This window comes from Flavobacterium sp. A45 (genome assembly GCF_002001005.1).
Lineage (GTDB): Bacteria > Bacteroidota > Bacteroidia > Flavobacteriales > Flavobacteriaceae > Flavobacterium.
This window is the reverse complement of sequence record NZ_MUNX01000048.1, coordinates 14,649-36,760: the sequence shown is the minus strand read 5'-3', so window position 1 is coordinate 36,760 and position 22,112 is coordinate 14,649. Positions and strand designations below refer to the sequence as shown.

General features: G+C 36.6%; 11 protein-coding genes. 3 read left to right on the top strand and 8 right to left on the bottom strand.

Features of this window, described 5'->3' with window-relative positions; translation table 11 throughout:
• The first annotated feature begins 244 nt into the window (after positions 1-244).
• From B0E44_RS02750 to B0E44_RS02740, 3 genes are all read left to right on the top strand, one after another.
• Positions 245-1,909 (top strand): GLPGLI family protein, encoded by a 1,665-nt coding sequence (locus B0E44_RS02750; protein ID WP_077370678.1) that lies wholly within the window; start codon positions 245-247, stop codon positions 1,907-1,909.
• Positions 1,910-1,978: 69 nt separating this feature from the next.
• Positions 1,979-3,310, top strand: coding sequence for an alpha-L-fucosidase (locus B0E44_RS02745; protein WP_077370677.1), 1,332 nt, complete (start codon positions 1,979-1,981; stop codon positions 3,308-3,310).
• A gap of 53 nt (positions 3,311-3,363) precedes the next feature.
• Positions 3,364-4,332 (top strand): M20/M25/M40 family metallo-hydrolase, encoded by a 969-nt coding sequence (locus B0E44_RS02740; protein WP_077370676.1) that lies wholly within the window; start codon positions 3,364-3,366, stop codon positions 4,330-4,332.
• Between the two features lie 479 nt (positions 4,333-4,811).
• On the opposite strand, the gene B0E44_RS02735 is transcribed toward B0E44_RS02740, so the two are convergent.
• The 8 genes from B0E44_RS02735 to B0E44_RS02700 all read right to left on the bottom strand — a co-directional run bounded on the left by B0E44_RS02735 (position 4,812) and on the right by B0E44_RS02700 (position 22,067).
• Positions 4,812-6,380 carry a SusD/RagB family nutrient-binding outer membrane lipoprotein gene (locus tag B0E44_RS02735; protein WP_077370675.1) on the bottom strand — a complete coding sequence of 523 codons (1,569 nt, stop codon included), beginning with the start codon at positions 6,378-6,380 and terminating at the stop codon, positions 4,812-4,814.
• A gap of 30 nt (positions 6,381-6,410) precedes the next feature.
• On the bottom strand, positions 6,411-9,737 hold the full coding sequence (locus B0E44_RS02730; RefSeq protein WP_077370674.1) for a SusC/RagA family TonB-linked outer membrane protein: 3,327 nt from the start codon (positions 9,735-9,737) through the stop codon (positions 6,411-6,413).
• Positions 9,738-10,011: 274 nt separating this feature from the next.
• On the bottom strand, positions 10,012-11,016 hold the full coding sequence (locus B0E44_RS02725; protein ID WP_254423234.1) for a LacI family DNA-binding transcriptional regulator: 1,005 nt from the start codon (positions 11,014-11,016) through the stop codon (positions 10,012-10,014).
• Positions 11,017-11,478: 462 nt separating this feature from the next.
• Positions 11,479-13,704, bottom strand: coding sequence for a glycoside hydrolase family 3 C-terminal domain-containing protein (locus B0E44_RS02720; RefSeq protein WP_077370672.1), 2,226 nt, complete (start codon positions 13,702-13,704; stop codon positions 11,479-11,481).
• 420 nt (positions 13,705-14,124) lie between these two features.
• Positions 14,125-16,374 (bottom strand): family 20 glycosylhydrolase, encoded by a 2,250-nt coding sequence (locus B0E44_RS02715; protein ID WP_165688758.1) that lies wholly within the window; start codon positions 16,372-16,374, stop codon positions 14,125-14,127.
• Positions 16,375-16,411: 37 nt separating this feature from the next.
• The gene (locus B0E44_RS02710) at positions 16,412-17,602 is read right to left on the bottom strand and encodes a peptide-N-glycosidase F-related protein (protein WP_077370670.1); all 1,191 of its coding nucleotides are present in this window, start codon (positions 17,600-17,602) and stop codon (positions 16,412-16,414) included.
• Between the two features lie 54 nt (positions 17,603-17,656).
• Complete coding sequence (locus B0E44_RS02705) at positions 17,657-19,759, bottom strand: right-handed parallel beta-helix repeat-containing protein (protein WP_077370669.1); 2,103 nt, start codon at positions 19,757-19,759, stop codon at positions 17,657-17,659.
• A 40-nt stretch (positions 19,760-19,799) separates the two neighbouring features.
• Positions 19,800-22,067: a glycoside hydrolase family 95-like protein gene (locus B0E44_RS02700; protein ID WP_077370668.1), complete on the bottom strand. Its 2,268-nt coding sequence runs from the start codon at positions 22,065-22,067 to the stop codon at positions 19,800-19,802.
• Between the last annotated feature and the right edge of the window lie 45 nt (positions 22,068-22,112).

Sequence of the window (22,112 nt, the reverse complement as noted above, 5' to 3'; positions counted from 1 at the left end):
CTCATATAAATTATATTAAAACCTAAAACGTTATAGCAAATGAATTGATTTTCAACAAATAAGTGAACAAAATCATCTTTTTTTTTAATAAAAAAAAACAATATGTTCATATAATGTTTTCAAATAATTATATTACTTAACGCTACTTTTATATATAGTATTTAATTATATTTGTTTTTTGGTAAAACGTTTTAGGCGCTTCTATCATTTTTTTCTTTCTTAACCATCCAAACAAAACAATTACATGAAAAAAACCATATTAACCTTATTGACATTTTGTGCTATTACGATGTCTTTTGCACAAAAAGCAATTAAAATTACATATCAAAGAAGTTCAAACGGAAAAATAGTTGAAAACCAAAATTTGATGTTTATTTTTGCTTCCAAAGACTTGAGTTTAATTACGACTGACAAAATCATGCAACAGAAAGCTGATTATCCATTCGAACAGACTTTTGTTAATTTTAATGCGCAAACCATTACCCAATTGGCAGACTTGAAAAAAGATAAATCAATTCTAAGTCAAGACAGTGAAGCTTTGGGAAAACAAAAATTTGAATTCAGCAATGAAACCAAAAAAATCCTTAATTACACTTGCAAAAAAGCAACTACTTCGGTAAACTCCAACAAAATTGAAATTTGGTACACCAACGAATTAGGCTTGAAAGGAGGGCCTGGAGTTTTGGGACAAAATTTAGGTTTGGTACTCGAAACCATCCGCAATGGAAATAGCACTTTGACTGCCACTAAAATTGAGAATCTAAAAACAATTCCTTCCATTTTGGCAATTCCTAAAGTGCAAACCGTTGACCAATTAACCTATAAAGATTTACTCTGGAAAAGTCGTTTTGTGAACATACCCATTTTCAACAAAGAAAAAATTCATTTTGTTTCCGATGCCAAATCGAATGACAGCATTTTCCGATTTGCAAGCGGAACAGTAATTGTTCGAAAAATAAAATTTCCTGAAATAAAAAAAGGAAGTACCATTTATGCTGATGTTACCCAACAATCGAATGGTGATGCTTACGACAGAACCGGTTCGGTTTTTATGATTCCAATGGATAAAAAACAGTCCTTTTTTGATGGATTGAAAAATGGAGCCAACACATTGCCAGTTTATGAAAACGGAAACGGAAAAAAATATCAAGGTGTCGTGTCAACGAATGATTATACACCTTTATTGGAAATGATGCGTTTTTTCACCCCTTTTGGCGTGAAGCATTTCAACTATTTAGAACTAAAAAATAAAGCTTGGCAAGACAGTGTCATCTATCGTCAGGAAATCTCACTATTACAACCCAAATTAAGCAATCAAGAAGTATATATAGGAATGTTTATAGGGAATTATGATGCAGGTGGTCACAAAGCGAGTTTGAACATCTCGATTCACCAAGGGGAAGATAACAACCCCAAAGACAATTTCATTTTACCTCTTTTTAATACGTTGAACGTAATGGAAATGGCGGGACAGGAATACTCTACAATGTTTGACAACGAAAAAGGACTCGAAATGACTTTTGAAGTACCACAAGGATACAAAAGTTTCAAATTGAGTTACACCACAACCGGTCACGGAGGTTGGGAAAACGGTGATGAGTTTTTGCAGAAGAAGAACACCATTCTGATTGACGGAAAGGAAGTATTTGAATTCACACCTTGGCGCACTGATTGCGGTTCATACCGATTGAGCAATCCAGCTTCAGGAAATTTTGGCAACGGATTATCCTCATCGGATTTGAGCCGTTCAAACTGGTGTCCGGGTACAACAACAAATCCAAATTTGATTGATTTAGGAAATCTTTCCCCTGGAAAACATACAATACGCGTTTCTATCCCGATAGGGAAACCAGAAGGCAACAGCAGCAGTGCTTGGAATGTTTCCGGATTTTTGATTGGAGAAAATTAAACACATCCGAATTTTATAGCTAATTGAAGTTTCAATGCCTATTTCTAAAACTTAAACCATTACATAAAAATGAAAAAAATAATACTTAGCCTGATGTTCTGTTCGATGAGTTGGATGGAAATGCAGGCACAAACATACAACCCTACTGATGGAAACTTGAAGAACAGAAAAGAATTTCAGGACAATAAATTCGGAATGTTTATTCATTTTGGACCATATAGCGTTCTTGGAAATGGCGAATGGGTTATGAACAACCAAAACATCAAAGTAACCGAATACGGAAGGTTGATTAATGCATTCAATCCGCAAGATTTTGATGCCAAGAAATGGGTTGGAATCGCGAAATCGGCAGGAATGAAATACATCACTTTCACCACACGTCACCACGATGGCTTTAGCAATTTTGACACCAAATTATCCGACTGGAAAATTACAAATACACATTTTAAAAGAGATTTATTAAAGGAATTGGCTGACGAATGTCACAAAGAAGGCATTAAATTGTTTTGTTATTATTCTCTTTTGGATTGGACGAGAACCGACTACCAATACGAAACCGGAAAAACAGGAAAAGGCACAGGCAGAACCCAAAAAAGCGACTGGGAAAGCTACATTCGTTTTATGAAAGGACAATTGACAGAGTTATTGACCAACTATGGGGAAATTGAAGGAATCTGGTTTGATGGACATTGGGATCAATTGGACAATGACACCGATAAAACATTGTTATCAAAAGTAAATTGGCAATATGATGAAATTTACAAATTGATTCACTCGCTTCAACCCGACTGTCTGATTTCAAACAATCATCATCTTACTCCACTTCCGGGAGAAGATTTTCAGGCTTTTGAAAAAGATTTACCGGGCGGAAACACATCTGGATTTGGCGGTCAATCCGTTTCTCAATTGCCTTTGGAAACCTGTGAGACGATGAACAACTCCTGGGGTTTCAACATCAATGACAGAAAATACAAATCGACCAAAGAATTACTTCATTATATGATAAATGCGGCCAGTTTGAATGCCAATTTCCTTTTGAATGTTGGTCCAATGGCTGATGGTTCCATCCAACCCGAATTTGTAGAAACTTTGAAAGAAATAGGAACATGGATGCAGAAAAACGGAAACAGCATTTACGGAACAAGAGGCGGCGTGATGAAGAGCCAAGATTGGGGTGTATTTACTGCCAAAGATAAAATTTGGTACGCACACATCATTAACGCACCGAAACAAGCTGGTTATATTTTTATCCCTGAAATGAAACAAAAAATCAAAAAATGTTATTTGATGAACAGCAAAAAAGAGCTAAAATTCAAACAACAAACTGAAGGAACCTTTGTGTATTTGGATGGAGTAAAAATCGATTCAATCGATACGATAATCGAAATGGAAATACAGTAAAATTTCAAAATTATACAGCAATTTTATATTCAAATTTTAATTCTCGAAATACAATGTTCAAAAAAATTCTTATCCTTTCTGCTGTTGCTTTATTGGCAACTGAAAAAGGTAATGCTCAGTCTGGATTTTCTGCCGAAAAATTCATTAAACACGATCGCTATTTGGCTTCGGATAAATTAGAAGGACGTCTTGCCGGAACCAAAGGCAACAACGAAGCTGCGGCTTACATCAAAAAATATTTTAAAAAATTTGGTTTGAATAAATTTGATGGCAATTATTACCAACCTTTCAAAATATTTATAAAACCCGACATCAACAAGATGAAATCCGATAGCGTATCCACGCAAAATGTTGTGGGTTATATCGAAGGTTCTGATGAAAATCTAAAAAAGGAATTTATCGTGATTGGAGCGCATTACGACCACTGGGGATGGGGCGGAAAAGGTTCTGGCAGCAAGAAAAAAGATACGCTTGCAATTCATAACGGAGCCGATGACAATGCTTCAGGAGTTTCGGCATTATTGTCCATTTTGGAGAAATTCCACAGTGATAAAATCACTACTAAAAGAAGTATCATCTTCATTTCCTTCAGCGGGGAAGAAGAAGGATTATTAGGTTCCAAATATTTTGTAAATCACCTGCCTGTAGATAAAACTGCCGTAAAAGTAATGCTGAACATGGATATGGTAGGCCGCTTGAACGACAAAAAAGAACTCTATATGGGTGGTGCTGGCACTTTCCCCGGCGGAGTTGAACTGATGAAAAAACTGGGAGAAGGCAGCGGACTTAATCCGATTGTTTTTGCAGGTGATGTGGGCGGTTCTGATCATGTGACGTTTTACAAAAATGACATTTCAGCTATTGGTTTACACACAGGCGGACACCCGCAATACCATACGCCAGAAGACGATTCTGATTTGATTAACAGCGAAGGTGCGGTTTTGGTTTGCCAATACATTTACAATGCTCTGACAGCTATTGCTAACTATGAGCAACCGTTGGTCTTTATTAAACAAAACTAAAAAAGGATTCTTTAATACCGAATTTCAGTTATTAGCGCGATGATTCAGAAAGAATAACTGGAAAACTTAGTAAATAAAAAACGGCTAATCTGCGGTGAAATTAACCACAGGTTAGCCGTTTTTTTTTGAAAGATCTCAACACTCAACTATTGTCCCAGAAAAAGCATTAGACTTTATTTCACAAAGAGACGCGAAGGATTCGCAAAGATTCACAAAGTTTTTTAAACTCAATCTCAAAAATGCTTGTTTCTTTGCCAATCTTTGTGTCATTTTTGAGCATTTAAAGGAATTTATTTCTATTTCGCAATCTCGGTTTAAATGGTATCTAAGACCAATAAAATCTATGTTTCTATGTGTTAAATAAAATTTTATGAATTACTGCCAAAGGGTTAAATTTTAAATAAAGAAAACCCCATCATCAAGATACATCTCGACTCAGGGGTTTTCTCATTACTAACCAAATAAACTTAAAAAACCAATTATTTTACGTCCCAGAAAATTTTGGTACTTAAATTATCATTTGCTTTAACAGCATTGTAATTCTCAGTATTATATGTATTCTCTGAACCTGGATATGTCCAACGTGTTGGTGGTGTTTTTCTGATACTGCTTGTTTCATCTTCTTGGAATGACAGAACAGGAAGTTTTAATCTTCTTTGTTCAGCCCAAGATTCGTCTGCTTGCATTATATTGTAGTGAATATACTTTTGGAAAGCGATTAACTCCAATTGAGCAACTGGTGTTGCAGCTCCAGAAAAGTTGATTAAAGCAATATAAGCATCCACTTCAGCAACTGTAGGCTCGGTAGCTGGTTTCCAAGTAAGAATATCAGCTTTATCACCTAATCTTACATAATACTCAACTGATTGTCTAATCGCTTTCTCGAAATGAGTTTTTGCTGTACCAGCATTACCACTTCTTGAGTAGTACTCTGCAAGAAGCAAGTTCACCTCGGCAGCATTGATTAATGTTCCAGGCAACCAGTCGTTTCTACTGATTACAGATCGATTATAGACCGCAATCTTACCATCTACTATTAATTGATCTTGTACTCCAGAATTCAACAACGGATCAAGTCCTGTGTATACACCAGCAGCGTTTTGTCCTGGTTCAAACAACCAAGCTTTACGAGGATCACTATTAGCATTCATGTGATCAATCATAGGTTTTGGAGCAATATTATTGTTCCAAGACTCTAAAGCATCTATAAATCCAGATGTGTCCAAATCAGTATCCTGAGTGTAAACTCTAAATGCAATATTTTCTGCATTTTCATCTACAATTTTTCCTTCTGCAATGATTTCAGCAATTTCAGTATTTGCTCTTGCTGCCATTGCAGGAACTGCAGAAACTCTGTTCAATAGTTTCAAACGCAAAGAGTTGCAATAGTTTTTCCAACTCACCAAGTTTCCTTTATTAATCAAGTCTTGATTTTTGAATTCCAACTCAGCCTTAGGAGACAAGGTAACTGAATTCAATTCAGTAGAGAAAGCTTTCAATTGATCCAACATCATGGTATAAAGTTCGGTTTGATTATCGTACTTAGCAGATGCGTTACTATAATTACCTCCAACTGAACTAATTCTACCAGCTTCAGAGAAAGGAATATCCCCAAAGTTATCAATCATTTTTGCAGTATGATCGTACAAATAAATAGTTGAAGCAATCGTGAAAATTCTGTTGTCTGCCTGTTCAGCAGCAGGCAAAGAAGCCATCACTTTTTCTAACTCTCTATATTGAGTAATGAATTTGTAATATCTTCCCCATCTGTCGAATGATGCAGCTCCAGGAACATAACGACCAGTTGTATTTGTAAATCCATGTGCCTGAGTGTACGTTAAAGAAGTCGTTCTTATAACTGTAAAGTAATTCCAATAGGATGGAATTACATCCTCATAGTTTATTTTCATAAACCCAGCAAACTGTTTCGGCACAGTAGTTGTTGTAACCGTAGACGGATCTTTGTATGCATCAGCAAAATCGTCTTGCGAGCAAGAGCCAAGAAAGACTGCCACTGTCGCTAATGATATATATAATAATTTTCTCATGTTATATTTTTTAAATTATGATTTATCAAATTAGAAAGATGCTCTTAGCATTACTCCAAAAGATCTAGTAGATGGAGTTAATCCTGCATTATTTACGTTTTGAGACCATCTAGATCCAGCAGTAGTTCCCTCAGCATCCATATCCTTAATTGTTCTGTAGATATAAAACAAGTTACGTCCAAAAGCAGAAAAACTTAATTTAGTTGCACCAATTTTATTAGCCCAAGCAGTTGGCAAATTATAAGCCAATGACATTTCTCTTACTTTTACATAATTATTCTCTTGGATATACAATTCATAACGTGAGCTACTGTATTGAGGACCTCCCCAGTTGTAAGTCATATTATAGTAACCTGCCTGAGAGATAACATTAGTATTGGTTGCTCCATTTGCAGTCACACCATCCATCAACATACCATCACGGTATAATGTTTCACCGTTTGGCCCTTGAGTAGCACTATTATCAACTTGAATCCCTTGACTACCAACTTTATAGTAAGTTAAACCTCCACGCTCATTTGTACTGTAGTTCAAAGTTTCCTCAGTTAATCCTCTAGATTTCATCCAGTTAATACCTGTAGGCATCAAATAACCTCCGTAAGAATAATCAATATTCACATCTAAAGTGAAATTTTTATATGTAAATGTATTCATTAAACCTCCCACACCTTTAGGCATAGCAGTACCATATTTCTCCCATTTATCTCCATCAATCATATGGAATCCATTAGAATCAACCATTCTATTACCATTAGCATCTGTCTTAACAGGGTGTGCATAAATACCTCCCATTGGCTCACCTACTACCGATTTCAATTGAGCAGCAGATCCATCATAGTCAGCATGTAATAATTCAGTTGCACCATTAGCCAATTTTAAGATTTTATTAGTGTTTTTGGCCCAGTTCAAAGTAATGTCCCATGAAAAATTTTCTGTTCTTATCGGAGAACCTGTCAAAGCGATTTCAATCCCTTGGTTTCTTAATTCACCTACGTTGGCCAAGATAGAACTAGCCCCTGTAGTAGGTGCCAATGTCAAATCCAAGATTTGATCATAAACATGTGCATTATAGTAAGAAACATCCAATCCTAATCGTCTGTCAAAGAATTTAGTTTCAAAACCAAGCTCATACTCGTTTTTCATCTCTGGTTTGATACCTTCATTTCCATATTTTGCCATCGAATTAGTAATCAATACTGGAGCAGTCGTTCCTTGAGTTCCTAATGTAGATTGTTGGAAAGCTACGTTAGCAAGATATTTTTCTGGATAATTACCCACGATACCCCAAGAAGCACGCAACTTTGCATAATTAATTACTTCTGGTAATTGAATCGCCTCAGACAATACAAAAGAGGAGTTTACAGAAGGATAAGTAAAGGCATTGTTGTTAGGATTCATGGTAGAAGTACGGTCTTTTCTTATTGTTCCTTCTAAGAATAAGTAGTTTTTGTAGCTACCATTCACAGTACCAAAAACAGCATCTTTTACCACTTCATATCTTGAAGAAGTACCTGTAGGTGTATTCACAGATGCATTAATATCATACCAGCCTTCAACACTTAAACCACCATTAGTAGCTCTTGATAAAGAAGAACCAGTTTCCTTTGTTGCAGTATAACCAGCTACGGCTCCAAAATCGAAATCCTCATTGATTTTTTTGCTGTAAGTCAACATCACATCACCATAAAGAATATTATAGTCTTGGGAAATCATTTCAAAAGAGCCAGGTCCAAATCCATAAACCAAAGGTCTTTCCACTGGATTTTTAGATTCTACATTTACTGAAGTTAAATCAGTAGAAGCACGTCCACGTATTTTCAAATCTTGGTAAATAGTATATGTTTCTGTAACACTTGCAATCAAACGGTTTGTAATCTCGTCTTGTTGATTGGCATTTGTATTCCAAAAATAATCACCAATATCCGCTTTGAAACCATTACGAATGATGTTCTCGTTTGGAGTTAAACTTTGATCTGTACCTCTTACATATTTGTATCCTAAACTAGTTTGGTATTTGGCTTTGTACCAATCACCATTATCAAATGGGCTAATCATACCAGTAAAGTTATTTACCAATCGATCCATTGCTACTGTACGGTTATGAACATTTTGATTCATATAACTTACAATCACATCCGTTTTCAAATTTTTACCCGTATAGAATGATGTATTCAAGTTTAAGGTATTTTTTTTGTTTTTATTACCCATACTCAAACCTTGTGATTCATTATGTGTATATGAAAAACGAGTACTACTATTATCTGTATTGTTAGAAACCGCAACGTTTGTTACGCCATCCCAAGAATTTTGGAACAAATTTTTGTATCCATCTTTTTGAGCAGAATAAGGACGAACTACACCATCCCAAGACATGATAGGCTGGCCATCAAACCACATACCAAAGTTAGAACTTCCATTTGAAACTCCTCTTGTATCTGCAACACCATCACCATTTGTATCATAATGAGCAAAACCGTCTGGAGCCAAAAATGCTGAAGTAGAATAAGCTGGGTTAGCATATCCAGGACCTCTTTCATATTGGAATCTTGGTAAATATGCTATTTCGTTATTTGAATAACTCGTACTGAAATCAATACCTAATCCTTTTTTCCCTTTACCTGATTTAGAAGTAATCAACACTACCCCGTTTACAGCCTCAGAACCGTATAAAGCAGCAGCAGAAGCCCCTTTAAGAATAGAAATATTTTCAATATCTTCTGGGTTAATATCCGCTAAACCATTGCTTCTAACACGTGAATCATTCCAATAGTTATTATTACTTACCTCTCCATCACGAATTGGCACACCATCAAGAACGATAAGCGGTTGATTTTTCCCCGTGATAGAGTTCAACCCACGAATCTGGATATTGATTGCTCCAGCTCCACCTGGCGTAGAACTAACACGTACACCCGGTGCTTTACCATACAGAGCGTTAGCAACGTTTGGTGATGCTGTTTTTACGATTGCTTCTGATTTAACTATACTAGTTGCATATCCAATCGATTTGTTCCTTTTGGATTGCCCTAATGCTGTAACAGTAACACCTTCAAGTTCGTTTGTAGCTGTCGCTAATTTGATTTTTATACCATCAACAGCTTTTAATTCCGTAGTTTTAAAACCTACTGAGCTTACTATGATAGTTGCTCCTTCCTTTACAGAAATTTTAAATTGTCCGTTCTCGTCGGAAATAACTCCTCCTTCTTTTGCTCCCTTTTCCTTAATTGTAACAGCAGGAACGGGCATGTTTGCATTATCGGTAATTACTCCGGAGATTGTTTTGTTTTGTGCGTTCACCCCCTGGAAGCACAATGCCATTATAAAAACTAACAGCGATTCATATAACAGTTTTCTCATAATTAATTTTGTTTTTGGTTTTGTTTTGAGTTGTTAACTAAAAGGATTTAGTATTTTTATTAAAAAAAAGGAATACTAAAAAATTTTAATTTTTATTATCTATTTTCCTTGTTAGGATTAGTAATAATTAGTTTTCTTGATCAACCTATTTTTACTTCTTTTTACATCATAAGCATTTTTTTTAATTTAATATTCTGTTTAATTTTCTGAATCATTTTTCAAATTCTACTATATCGTTTTAGCTTTTCTTTTAAAAAAAAAGGTTCACAGTTTATCAAACTGATTCCCTTATAATTAAGCTTCCTTTTTTCTTTTCTTTCTCAATTTTATAATTGCTTCCTTCATTCATCTGCATCATCAACAACTTTACAGTTTTTTTTGCAATCTTTTCAATTGGCTGTGACATTACCGTGATAGAAGGCGAATGCAATCTAAAACTGTCATGATCATCAAAACTGATTACTGCTTTGTCTTTAGGTATTTTCAAACCTAATTTTCTAAATGACTGTAAACCTGCAAGCAACAAATAATTTGCTCCAAACAAAACGGCATCTACATCAGTACAGTTTTTCAAAAACTCAGAGATCTTTTCTATTCGTTCTTCTTCAGTGATATGATATTCCAAATCAAGAATACGGGAATCATCGTACAGCTCTACTTCTTTCAAAGCCTCTTCGTATCCTTTTTTTCTTAACTGCATTTGAACTAATCCCGAAAGATTGGTTACAAAAGCTATCTTTTTATATCCTTTTTCCAATAGATAACGAGTAGCTGTTTGCGCTCCTTCATAATTATCCAGTACTACATGGCTTACGTTTTGTCCTTCAAAATAACGGTCAATTAAAACAACCGGGCGTTGAAGTTCTAGCAATCGATCAATCGTAGATTTCATACTCTCGGTAGGTGTGATGATAAAACCATCAACATTTGCCTGCAAAAGACTATTAACCAACTCAACCGCACGTAAATCATCTCCTCCTGTACTACAATAAAACACTCTATAGTTTAATTTTATTGCTTCACTTTCTATCACTCCTGCTAATTCTGAAAAGAACTGATTGGAAATATCTTCTACAATTAACCCGATGGATCTTGTCTTACCGGTTCTCAAACTACTGGCAATCATGTTGGGTTTGTACTTCATATCTTCAGCTACTTTCATAACTTTCTTGATTACTTCTGTACTTATTCCCATCTTCTCCCCTTTATCATTCAAAACAAACGAAACCGTTGTTACCGATACGTTTGCTGCTTTGGCGATATCTTTAATAGTAATCATTTTTTTCATATGCAGATAATATTTGTATTTTTGCTGGAATATGGTATCGCCATCCTTAATTCCTTTTTGTTTCGTGTAACCATTATAATTACATTAAACGTTAATTCTATCTTAAACTCAAGTTAAGTTATTTTTAACAAATATATAGAATAAAACGATTTACAAAAACGTTTTAGTATTTTTTTTTCATAAAAAAATATTTTTTTTTATTCGTACAAATTCTTCAAAATTAAATTCGCAATGCCCTACATATAAAACATATACAATTTAATTATTCTGCATTCTTTTTTAACATACAATCAGAATCCCGTAAAAACTTTATATTCCCAAAAAAAGCCAAATCTGATTCAAAAATTAGACTTTTTTAACAAAACTTAAAATCTCTTATCCTTTGCGAAAATCATTGTACTACTTTTTTTACTTCTCCTCTTTACAAAAGAATTATCTAACATTCGGACAAAATCAGAATACTTTATAAGGCTCGCCTTTTATATCAACAGCACTAAAACTACCTGCTGATTTATTTGGTTGGCCACCTCCTACATATATATCAACCTTTTTAGCACTCTCAGTCAGATTTCCGTCGCTATCAGTCAAGGCGAGTTCCTCCGGACTAAGGCTAAAGCTCACTTTCGCGGACTCACCTGCTTTTAAATGTATCCTCTTGAATCCCTTTAAGGAATGAATTGGAGTTCTTTTATTTTTATCCTGTTGATGAATCAGATACAATTGTACAACCTCATCACCATCCATTTTACCAATATTTTTCACGGTTGTAGTCACTTGAATGGTTGCTCCTGTCTGGACTTCAGGATCATTCTCCAACGAACTATAACTAAAGTTTGTATAACTCAAACCATAACCGAAAGGATATCTAACTTCTCCAGTAAAATAACGGTACGTTCGGTTTGCCATCGAATAATCTTCAAAAGCTGGCAAATCTTTATCACTCTTGTAAGTTGTCAATGGCATACGTCCCGAGGGATTGTATTGACCAAAAAGTACATCAACGATGGCATCTCCGGCTGCTTGTCCTCCATACCATGCTTGCAAAATCGCATCGGCATTCTGGCTTTCCCATTGAAAGTCCATAATAGATCCCGACATATTAACCACAATCAATGGACGTCCTGTTTTTTTTAATTCCTTCAAAAGTTCGGTCTGTACCGTCGGCAATGCAATAGTAGTTCGGTCTCCACTGGCAAATCCTGAGTAACCACCCGCACCGGCGTCACCCGCTTCTCCTTCATAATCGGCATTGATCCCACCTACAAATATAATCACATCCGATTTCTTGGCCTGTGCAGCCACTTGTGCAAATGAAGGTGACTCTTTCAGTTTATCTACAATACCAACCCCTTTTATATAATCGATTTTAATCTTCCCGCCAAAACGTTTTTGGAGACTGCTATATGGTGTTACAATCTCACTTGGCGTACCAAAATAATTTGCTAATTGGCTATGTCCATTATCAGCATTAGGCCCAATTAAAGCGATTCTCTTAATTTTGGAATAATTTAGCGGAAGCACATTTTTTTTATTTTCCAACAACACCATCGACTTTTGTGCCATTTCGTATGCGTGCTTTTTGTGTGCTGCACTTTCAATCACTTCCTTGCCTATAGAAGCATAAGGTACTCTGTCTGCAGGATCGAACATTCCAATTTTGAAAAGAATCTTAAAAAGACGAGTCAAGGAAACGTTTATCTCTCGCTCTGAAAGCAATCCCTGTTTTACTCCTTGTTCCAACAGTTGGTATAAATTACCACATTCCAGATCTGTTCCGCTAAGCAAGGCATCACTCACCGCCTCCGTATTATTAGCATGTGTCTTGTGGAATTGTGCAAAATCGCTTACTGCCCAACAATCAGAAGTTACATAGCCATCAAAATTCCATTGCTTATGCAAAATATCCGATAATAATTTACTGTTTCCACAACAAGGCTGACCGTCAAAACGGTTATAGGCACACATCACGCCATGAACCTTTGCCTTTGTAATGAGTTCGCGAAAAGCAGGTAAATAGGTATCCCACAAATCATAGGTAGATGTTCTTGCATCAAAAGAATGTCGGTTATACTCAGGGCCGCTATGTACCGCGTAATGTTTGGCGCAAGCCACCGATTTCAAATATTTAGGATCATTCCCTTCCAATCCCCTTACAATTGCAGATCCCATTTTAGCGGTAAGATATGGGTCCTCGCCATACGTTTCTTGTCCTCTGCCCCAACGAGGGTCACGAAAAATATTGATATTCGGAGTCCAATAAGTTAACCCTCTATAAATTGATCCCGTTTTACCAGTTCGAAGATCCTCATTAAAAAGTGCACGCCCTTCCGAAGAAGTTATATCCCCCATCTTCTGAAGAGCTTCTGTATCAAAAGTGGCAGCCATCCCGATTGCCTGAGGAAAAACGGTTACCTTTTCAGTGGTACGTGCAACTCCGTGAAGTGCCTCATTCCACCAATTGTAGGCAGGTATGCCCAATCGCTCAATCGCAGGAGATTGATGCTTCATCATGCTCACTTTCTCTTGAAGCGTCAATCTGGAAATTAAGTCTTTGATTCTGACCTCCATTTCCAAATCTGGATTACGAAAAGTGTAATTTTTGTTTTGAGACTGCCCGTATCCCATAGAAAATACACCCATAAGCAATGTCATAAAAATCCATTTGTTCCTATTATTCATAATAAATTATTGTTTTTTATTTCAATTTTACTCAATCCAATACCCACTCCCCGTTTTTAATTATAAAGTACATAACTGTTTAAGATGACTTTCTGCGATTTAAATTTAACATAATTATTTTAAATTCAATTAACACTGTACTTTTCCAAACTTCCATTGCTATTTATTTTCAACAACACCACTTTACCCGATTTCACATCCGCTTTTGGCCATTTTGCAAAAGCGACATAAGCCATTGGTGTTTTCGCTTGCTTTTAGGTTTCGAAAAACACCTAAATTTCTATCAAATATCGTGATGATATCTGTTTAATAAAATGAAACAAGATCTTTATTAGCAATCAGCTTTACATTTTTAATTTTGACAAATTCACTCAAAAAAGTTTCTGATTCAACTCACTCCACATTCTTATTAATTCTCGCTTAATTCTTAAAATTAGTCATCACCGTGAATCCTTTATCATCTGCCGATTTGATTTTCACAGAAAAATTGCCTCCTGAATCCAAATCAAAATATTCTGCTACCATTTTGTGCCACCCTTTCGCCAAAGCTTTTTGTCCTGTCTTTGCTTTGTTTCCATGAGGGCCATCGTTGTCAATAACCATTGCATTATCGACATATAACATCGAACCGTCATTCGAAGCCAATTCAAAAGTATAAACACCATCAGCTTTCACTTCAAAATAGCCTTCAAAAATCAGTCCGGCAAATCCTTTGAAATCTTTTGGCATTTCCATGCTTTCCGCTTTAGATTCTTTAACCAACTTGCTGTTCTTGATTTCAGCACATTTCTTTGATTTCGATTCGTATTCTTTTACCACAATTCCATCGCCGGTAAAAGCTCCCTCATAAGATTTTGAATAACTTTCCTTGCGGAATTCAGCTTTATACACTTCCGAGCCGCTTCCATCCGTTCGAAATGATCTGAAACTAAATTTTGTACTTTCAGAAACCGTAAATGGAGAAATATATTTTGTTGAATTCGCATGTGGAATCGAGCCGTCGGTTGTATACCTTACAGTAATATTTGGCAAAATACAATTTACCGTTACTGTTTCGTTTTCCGTAAAAACATTTAAATCGTTGAACCCAGTTAGATTCGGAACACGATAATTGATTTTCTTGGCATCAAGATATTCGATTTCGCTCACTACTCTGCTTCTGAATTCTTCCCAATTGCGTTTTCCTCCATTCCAAGCTCCTTCCGAAAGTGCAAAGAATCTTGGAAAATATTGGTGTTCAGCACGACGTACTGTCGGAACGGTTTCTGTCCAAAGATTCCCCTGCATTCCAATCACATTCTTGGATTGTTTTGGCGTAAGCCCTTTCAATGGCTCGAACAAATAAGTCGATTCCAATGAAGTTGGCCCTTCGAGTAAATCGAAATACAATTCGAAACACGGACTTGAAATTGCCAAATTACCTTGCTCTGTTGCGGTTGGTATTGCTTTTGGCGCCCAATTTCTCCACCACATGATCGTTGCTGTTGGTGATAATCCACCATCTAAAATCTCGTCCCACCCCATCAGTTTCTTGCCTAATTTGTTGAAATGCTTTTCCATGTCGTGAACAAACCAAGCCTGCAATTCCTCTACACCTTTTAATTGTTCCTTTTTAACCTTTGCTTGGCATTTTGGACATGCTGCCCAATTGGTTCTCTCCACTTCGTCAGCGCCTAAATGCATAAACTCATAAGGAAACAAGCTTGCTACTTCGGTGTAAATTTCTTTGACCAATTTCAATGACTTATCATTCCCAACACATAATGGGTCAGAAAAAGTAGTTCCCATATGTGCTCCGCCTTTACAGGAAAGATAAGGATACCCAATAATCGCCGCCATAAAGTGACCCGGCATATCGATTTCGGGCAAAACATCAATACCTCTTTCTTTGGCATATTTTACCACGCTTTTAATTTGACCCTGAGTATAAAACCCACCATAAAGTGTATCATTTCCAATGATTTTTAAATGTTCTTTAGGCAAATTAAAATCTCTATTATCTTGTTCTTTGCCTAATTTGATACAATCTCTATCCTGATTATTCAATTTACGCCAAGCTCCTTTCTCGGTCAACAGCGGATACTTTTTTATTTCAATCCTCCAACCTTGATCGTCGGTCAAATGCCAGTGAAATTTATTCAGTTTGTATCTTGCCATCAAATCCAAAAAATGTTTGACTTCGTCTTCACTGTAGAAATGACGACTTACGTCCAAATGCGCTCCTCGATAACTGTATTTTGGAAAATCTTCTATTGTCAAAAACTGTACTTTGGTTTGGCTTACGCCAATGGGTATCAGCTGTCGTAAAGTAGCCACCGACATTAGAACTCCAGCTGGTGAAGTTCCGCTAATGGCAATTCCTTCAGCAGAAACCTCCATTTTATAAGCCTCCGCATTTTCATTTTTAAAACCCAATGAAAGTGTAATATCAGCTTTTGTGCCTTTTGAAATTTTCAAATCCAAACCATTTTCTTTCGAGATAGTCGCCACAAGATAATATGCCAAAGGCGCAAGACTAGCATCGGTAACGGCAACAGTCGAACCATTTTTTAAAGTAAATCCGCCTTCACTAAAACTAATTTTCTGAGGTTTCGGGATAAGCGAAACTCGGTAAGGTACTTGTGCCAGACAAAACAATGGCAACAGTAAAAGTAAAAATGCTTTTTTCATTTGATAATTATTTATTCTTTTGAAATGATTTAAAATTTTAAAGTTCATAAACAATATATGAACTCACCATCCAATGATTTGAAGTTCCGTTAGTATTTTTTTGGGCTTCCGGAATACTGAAAATCAACGAATGCTTTCCTTCTTTCAATTCCAGAGGGACAATCATCGGGGGAACATTACTTCCCGGACACCAATTCGAACGACTAAGGTCGCTACTCGCAATAGGTTCTTCGATTTCTTTGGTGGTATAAGTCCCTTTGTCCTCTTGTATATAGGGTGCTACTCGTTTTCTTAACCAAACTCCTGTACCTGGATTGAATCTGCGAAAACTGGCGCAGTCATCTCTCCACGGAATAAAATCGATTACTTTTTTACCGTCTACTTTTACGATATTTTGTTTTTTGACAAATTCATCACCTTCACCATGACCGCCGTGACCTGTAGTCATGTAATACAGTTTTGGTTTTTTCGCTCCTTTTGGTAAATTGAATTCCACCTGAAAATCTTTATAAGCAAAAAGTTCGTCGTTTCCTTGGTTGGTTCCAAAAGGATCCGTGTTTAATATCGGTACAACCACTTTATTTTTGGCAATATCACAACTCAATTCGCTTGGCGTAAGACTTATTGATGCACTTACGATGTGACCGCCTTTGGTGTAGTTCCCAATGTGAACACCAATCCAAACTTCGCCTTGTAATAAGGTTGAGAATTGAGAAATATCTTCTTTCCATTTCACTTCTCTTTCCCAATACGGAATGTAAACAGGCTTGCGCTGCAACGAATCATTGCTAAAAAAACCAACTCCAAAAGTCGTCATAAAACGCATTAATTCAACGGTTGGTGCAAAATTCCCTTCTGGAACAACCGTCTTGATTTTGGTAAATTCATTAGAAGCAAACTTTTTGTTTTTTAATAAATCTTCCAGCGAATTGTTTTTGTCCACAGGAAGCACATAAATAGATCCCGCACGATCGTAACGATCTCCACCAGATATTACAGTTACGCTGATTTCGGCTTTGGTGTTTAATTGCTGTTTCGGAAAGGTCACTTTTTTGAACACATACTGGCCACCACCGTAATAGATATTACCGTTACTGTCTGTTGAAAAGTCTTTCCGATTTTCATCGTGATTTACTCTTACCTGATTAAAAAATTCGATTTTCTGTGCTGTGATACTATTACTAAAAATCAAAGTTCCCAGCAGCATTGTAAAAATTATTTTCCTCATTATTATTTCAATTTAATTCTATCTTGGTTCTTTTCTCTTTTTTCTTTTATCTAATTACTTCAGCGTACTCCCCATTTTGTTAAAAGGTAATTTTGGAAAACCTTCTATTTTTTGAAATACTTCGGCATTTTCTTTGAAACCTTTCAATGGGTCATTTTTATCCACAAATCCTGCATCTCCATTGGTCATCCAATTGTTGTAGAATTCACCCCAAGACGATTTTCCGTCAAGAACATTTCCAATATTGACAAACAAATTACCATCAATAACGTTACGCATTGGTTTAGTGGCTCCTTCTTCCCAATAGTTCACCAATAAGGGGTATTTGGTTGCATATGGAGCTTCTTTGTAATTAACTGCTTTCAATCTTTGATCAATAATGGCATCCTTGTCAAACATCGCTTTCGCCCAGTTTTCACCTCTATTATCGATATGAATTGCTGTAGGCGAATTAATAAAAATATTATTGTAATAGTGATGGTCTTTCCCACCGCCAATAAGCACAGGCAATGAACCCGCATTAAAATAAATATTCCCGTAAACTTCGGACCCACAAGCCATATCATCATGATAGGTAGCTGTTACCCTGTGTTTAGGACTCAGTTCTTTGAAATAATTGTAGCGAATTATATTTCCTCTTTCCGAAGGGTCTCTTCCGTAATAAATAGCACCTTGATCATCGACTTCAGTACACACATTGGTGATTTTACAATATTCGATGATATGCTCATTTCCATGAAAAAGAATAGCCATACTTGGTGCGTTAAAAATATCGCAACCTGATATTTTATTACCAACACCATCAATCCAAACCCCAGGTCGATACGATTTTTCAATTCGGTTGTAGTTGTAAATTTTACAGTTTTCAACAAAGCTATTTCCGCTTTCTAGAGTAAGACGATTTCCTCCGCTAAGGATGATTCCCCCTCCTCCAGTATTGTAAACTTGGCAATTTTTCACACCATTATTTGTACCAGCCTGACGGTCCAATACAGTATTCTTGTACATAACTCCCATCATACTCCCTATGATCCGCGAAGCTTGTTCACCGCCTCCCTCCATCGAATGGTCATCTGATTTTATTTCTGGTAAATTTCCTTTTCCCATACAAATTCCAACACTTCCCATATTTCGGATAGTACAGCCGTCTATCAAACTCCCTTTGGCATTTTCAATATAAATTCCAATTCCTCTTGAATTCTCAAAAGTGATATTTTGGATAGAAACATTTTCACAATTTTCAATCGCCATCAAAGGTTCTTTCATTCTTAATAATTTCAACTCACTGATTTTACCTTTTGGCAAAAAATACATTTTCTGTTCTTTTTCATCTATAGAATATTCACCTTCAAGGTCAATTTCTTCCAATAAATTAAAGGCAAACCATTGGCGAAAAGCCGCTCCGGTCATAAATTCATAAGTAGTAAAATCATTCATGTGGAAAGTGTTGTCTTCCAAATTCATTTCCTTCACTTTTATCATATCATCGGCATAACCGTGTGCAAAATAACCTGACAACCAAATCTCATTGGCATTTTTCCAACGTTTTGGTCTATCTGTTTTAAACTGAAAAATGGGTAAATTCCCTTCTTTTTTGTCTTTCTCATTTCCACTGACTAAAATTTTTCCAATGGGTTCCATCGAATTATTGGGCCATCTCGAAAGTTGCAAGGGTTCGCCATTAACCACGAGTTCACTCCAACCAATATCCGAAGGTCGTCCAAAACCAACAGAATGTAAACCGTCAATTTTTATACCCAATGATTGAAAATCGATGGCAACTATTTTTTGCTGAAAATCTTTATCGATTCGATCTAGAACCTTTTTGTCCTTTATCTTTCCCATTTTTGATAAAGGAATAGTGACATCACCCGAAATCGAAACTTTTTGATTTTCAAAAGGTCGAATGATAAGATTATTTTTTTGGATTACGATTGTTTTATCAATAGCATAATTTCCCCCGAAAAGCTCAATAATCACATTCCCGTTTGATTTATGGCTTTTGTCAATAGCACACTGTATTGTCTGCAATGGTGCATTTTTTTTACCATTTGCCTTGTCATTTCCTTTCGGAGAAACATAAATGACAGATTGCGATAGTACAGTCGCTGAACTCAATAACAGAGTATAAAATAAAAAATGAAAAATTTTCGTCATAAATTTTTAATATTGATAGTAGCTTCTTTAAAAGAAATCTTTAAAACTGCGCTTCTAATCGTTGACCCCTTTCCACAGGAATTTCATAGATCCCGTTTTGAAATTTTACTTCTTTAGAATTCCATTTAGGCGTTTGCCCTTCAAAATTATCTTTGATTTTTACAGTTCCTCTTTTTTTTGCAGTAATACTAATCCAAGTAATTTTCCCGTCTTTTCTGGTACCTGAAACTTTGTATCCGCCTTCAGCTCTCAAATCTGTAAACGAGATATCTGCCCATTCTTTTGGCGTAGCCGGAAAAATACGAATAATCCCCGAATCAAGTTTACCAGGTGTTGCACTCCAACTCTGCAACAACATTTCCTGCATAGCTTGCATAGCGATAAAATTTCCCTCTAATGTAAATGGCTTTCCGCCACCCCAACCGTAACGAGCATCAAGAGTTTGATCTTGATTCACATGGAAACCGTTTCTCAAAATATAAGCCTTTTCAAATACATCAAGATGATGATAAGCACTTTCCGCATTGCTCACTCGTGCCTGCATACAGGACATCCACGCCCAAGAATAACCACACCATTCGTTATGTTTTGGTGCGTTCCATTCCTCGCGGTTTAAAGTAGTATTGATTCTTCTTTGATCTTCCTTACTTCCTTCAATAGTGATCAGATTGAAAGGATAAATCCCGATTATATTGGATAGATGACGATGATGTTCTCTCAAAAGTAGTTTTGAATCCAACATCAATTCTCCATCGGAAGCAACATGGAAATCGCCTAATTTGATAGCCAATTCATTCCAAGATTTCGCTTCGGCAGTCAATCCTTGTGCTTCGGCCATTTCGGCCACAGCCAAAAAATGCATTTTCATACTCATCAAATCGTAATTGGTATTTGGTTCCAACCATTTGTTCCCAAATATTTCAGGAGATGAAGATCTCAATAATTTTAAATTGCCATTTTTATCCAGTTTCAAAAGTCCTCGCAAACACTCTGCGGCTTCCTTGCACCAAGGATATGCACGTTCTTTCAGGAAAGTATCGTCGGCCGTGTATAACCAATGAAGGTAAAACAAGTGTGCATTCCAGGAAGTCATCGTAGGCGACAAACTGTAAGCTCCCCAACCTCCCAAAGGCTGACCTGCAACAGTCATCACTCCGGGAACCGCCAATCCTGGCGTTTCATAGAAATCTTTAGCGAAAGCGCGCCAAAGATCTCTTTTGTTCCAAAGAAAGTTCAGGTAACTGCTGCCTTCATCAAAATTTCCTGCAGTTTGATAAGCGATATATGTCATTTGGGTATTCAAATCACTGTGATAATCACCTTTCCAAGGTGGTAAACTACCAGTCGCAGAAGTCCAAACTCCTTGTAAAGGCATCGGTGGAGCATCGCCTCTTGAACCCGAGCCATATAAATAGCGGGCAAATGTGTAATAATCCTGCATCCTTTTTTCGGGCAGAATAATTTGTGACTGTCCCCAAAATGCTTTCCACCATTTTACATGTTCCGAAAAACATTTATCGATTCCGTTATTAAGTGCGTCTGCACAATGTTTTTTTGCTAATGCCACTGGGTCGCCTCCATCACGATTTGTTGTAACGGAAATAGCGATTATTGACTCCCCTTTCAGATGACGGGTTTCGGTATACACACAATACACCAACCCTTCGGCGGCCTGCTGTAGATACCATTTGGAGTTACCTTCCGAACTATTTGTCGCTTCGGGATAGCCCAAAGCATTCACAGAATGACTTTCTGGTCCTGCTGATTTTCCTTTGTATTTCGCAGAAACCTGTAACGGACTCAAGACTTCGAATCCTTTCAAATCCTGATCCGAAATACGGAATATTGCCACCGGTCTTATGGCGCTAAAAAAAACGTTGGCTTGTTTCCCATTCGCAAGATGAACGATTCCAGTTGCTTTTTGTTTGTTCAATTCAAACGATTTGACAGCGTTGTTATTCAAGGTAAATTCGATTCCACCGGCAGGTAATTTGGTTGGATACGCTCCATAATATGCGTCTTCCCACATATTGCCCCCTTTAACCCAAGTTTGAGTTTTCCACCACTCTTTTGGACCATTGGTGCGCTCATCCCACAAATCACCTCTATCCAGTGAAAGTTTTATTGTACTTTTTCCTCCCCATAAAAGTCCGCCTGTAAGTCCATTACCCAACGGAATTGCTTCATCCCAAGAACCGATAGGAGCCTGTAATATGAGATTGTTCTCCTCTTTCGGGAAGTTGTTTTTATCTTGCGAAAAAACAATTGCAACACAAAATAGGAAGAATGACAATAGCAGTTTTTTCATTTTCAGTATTATTTTTAATATCTAGTTTCTTCTTTCAAATAAATC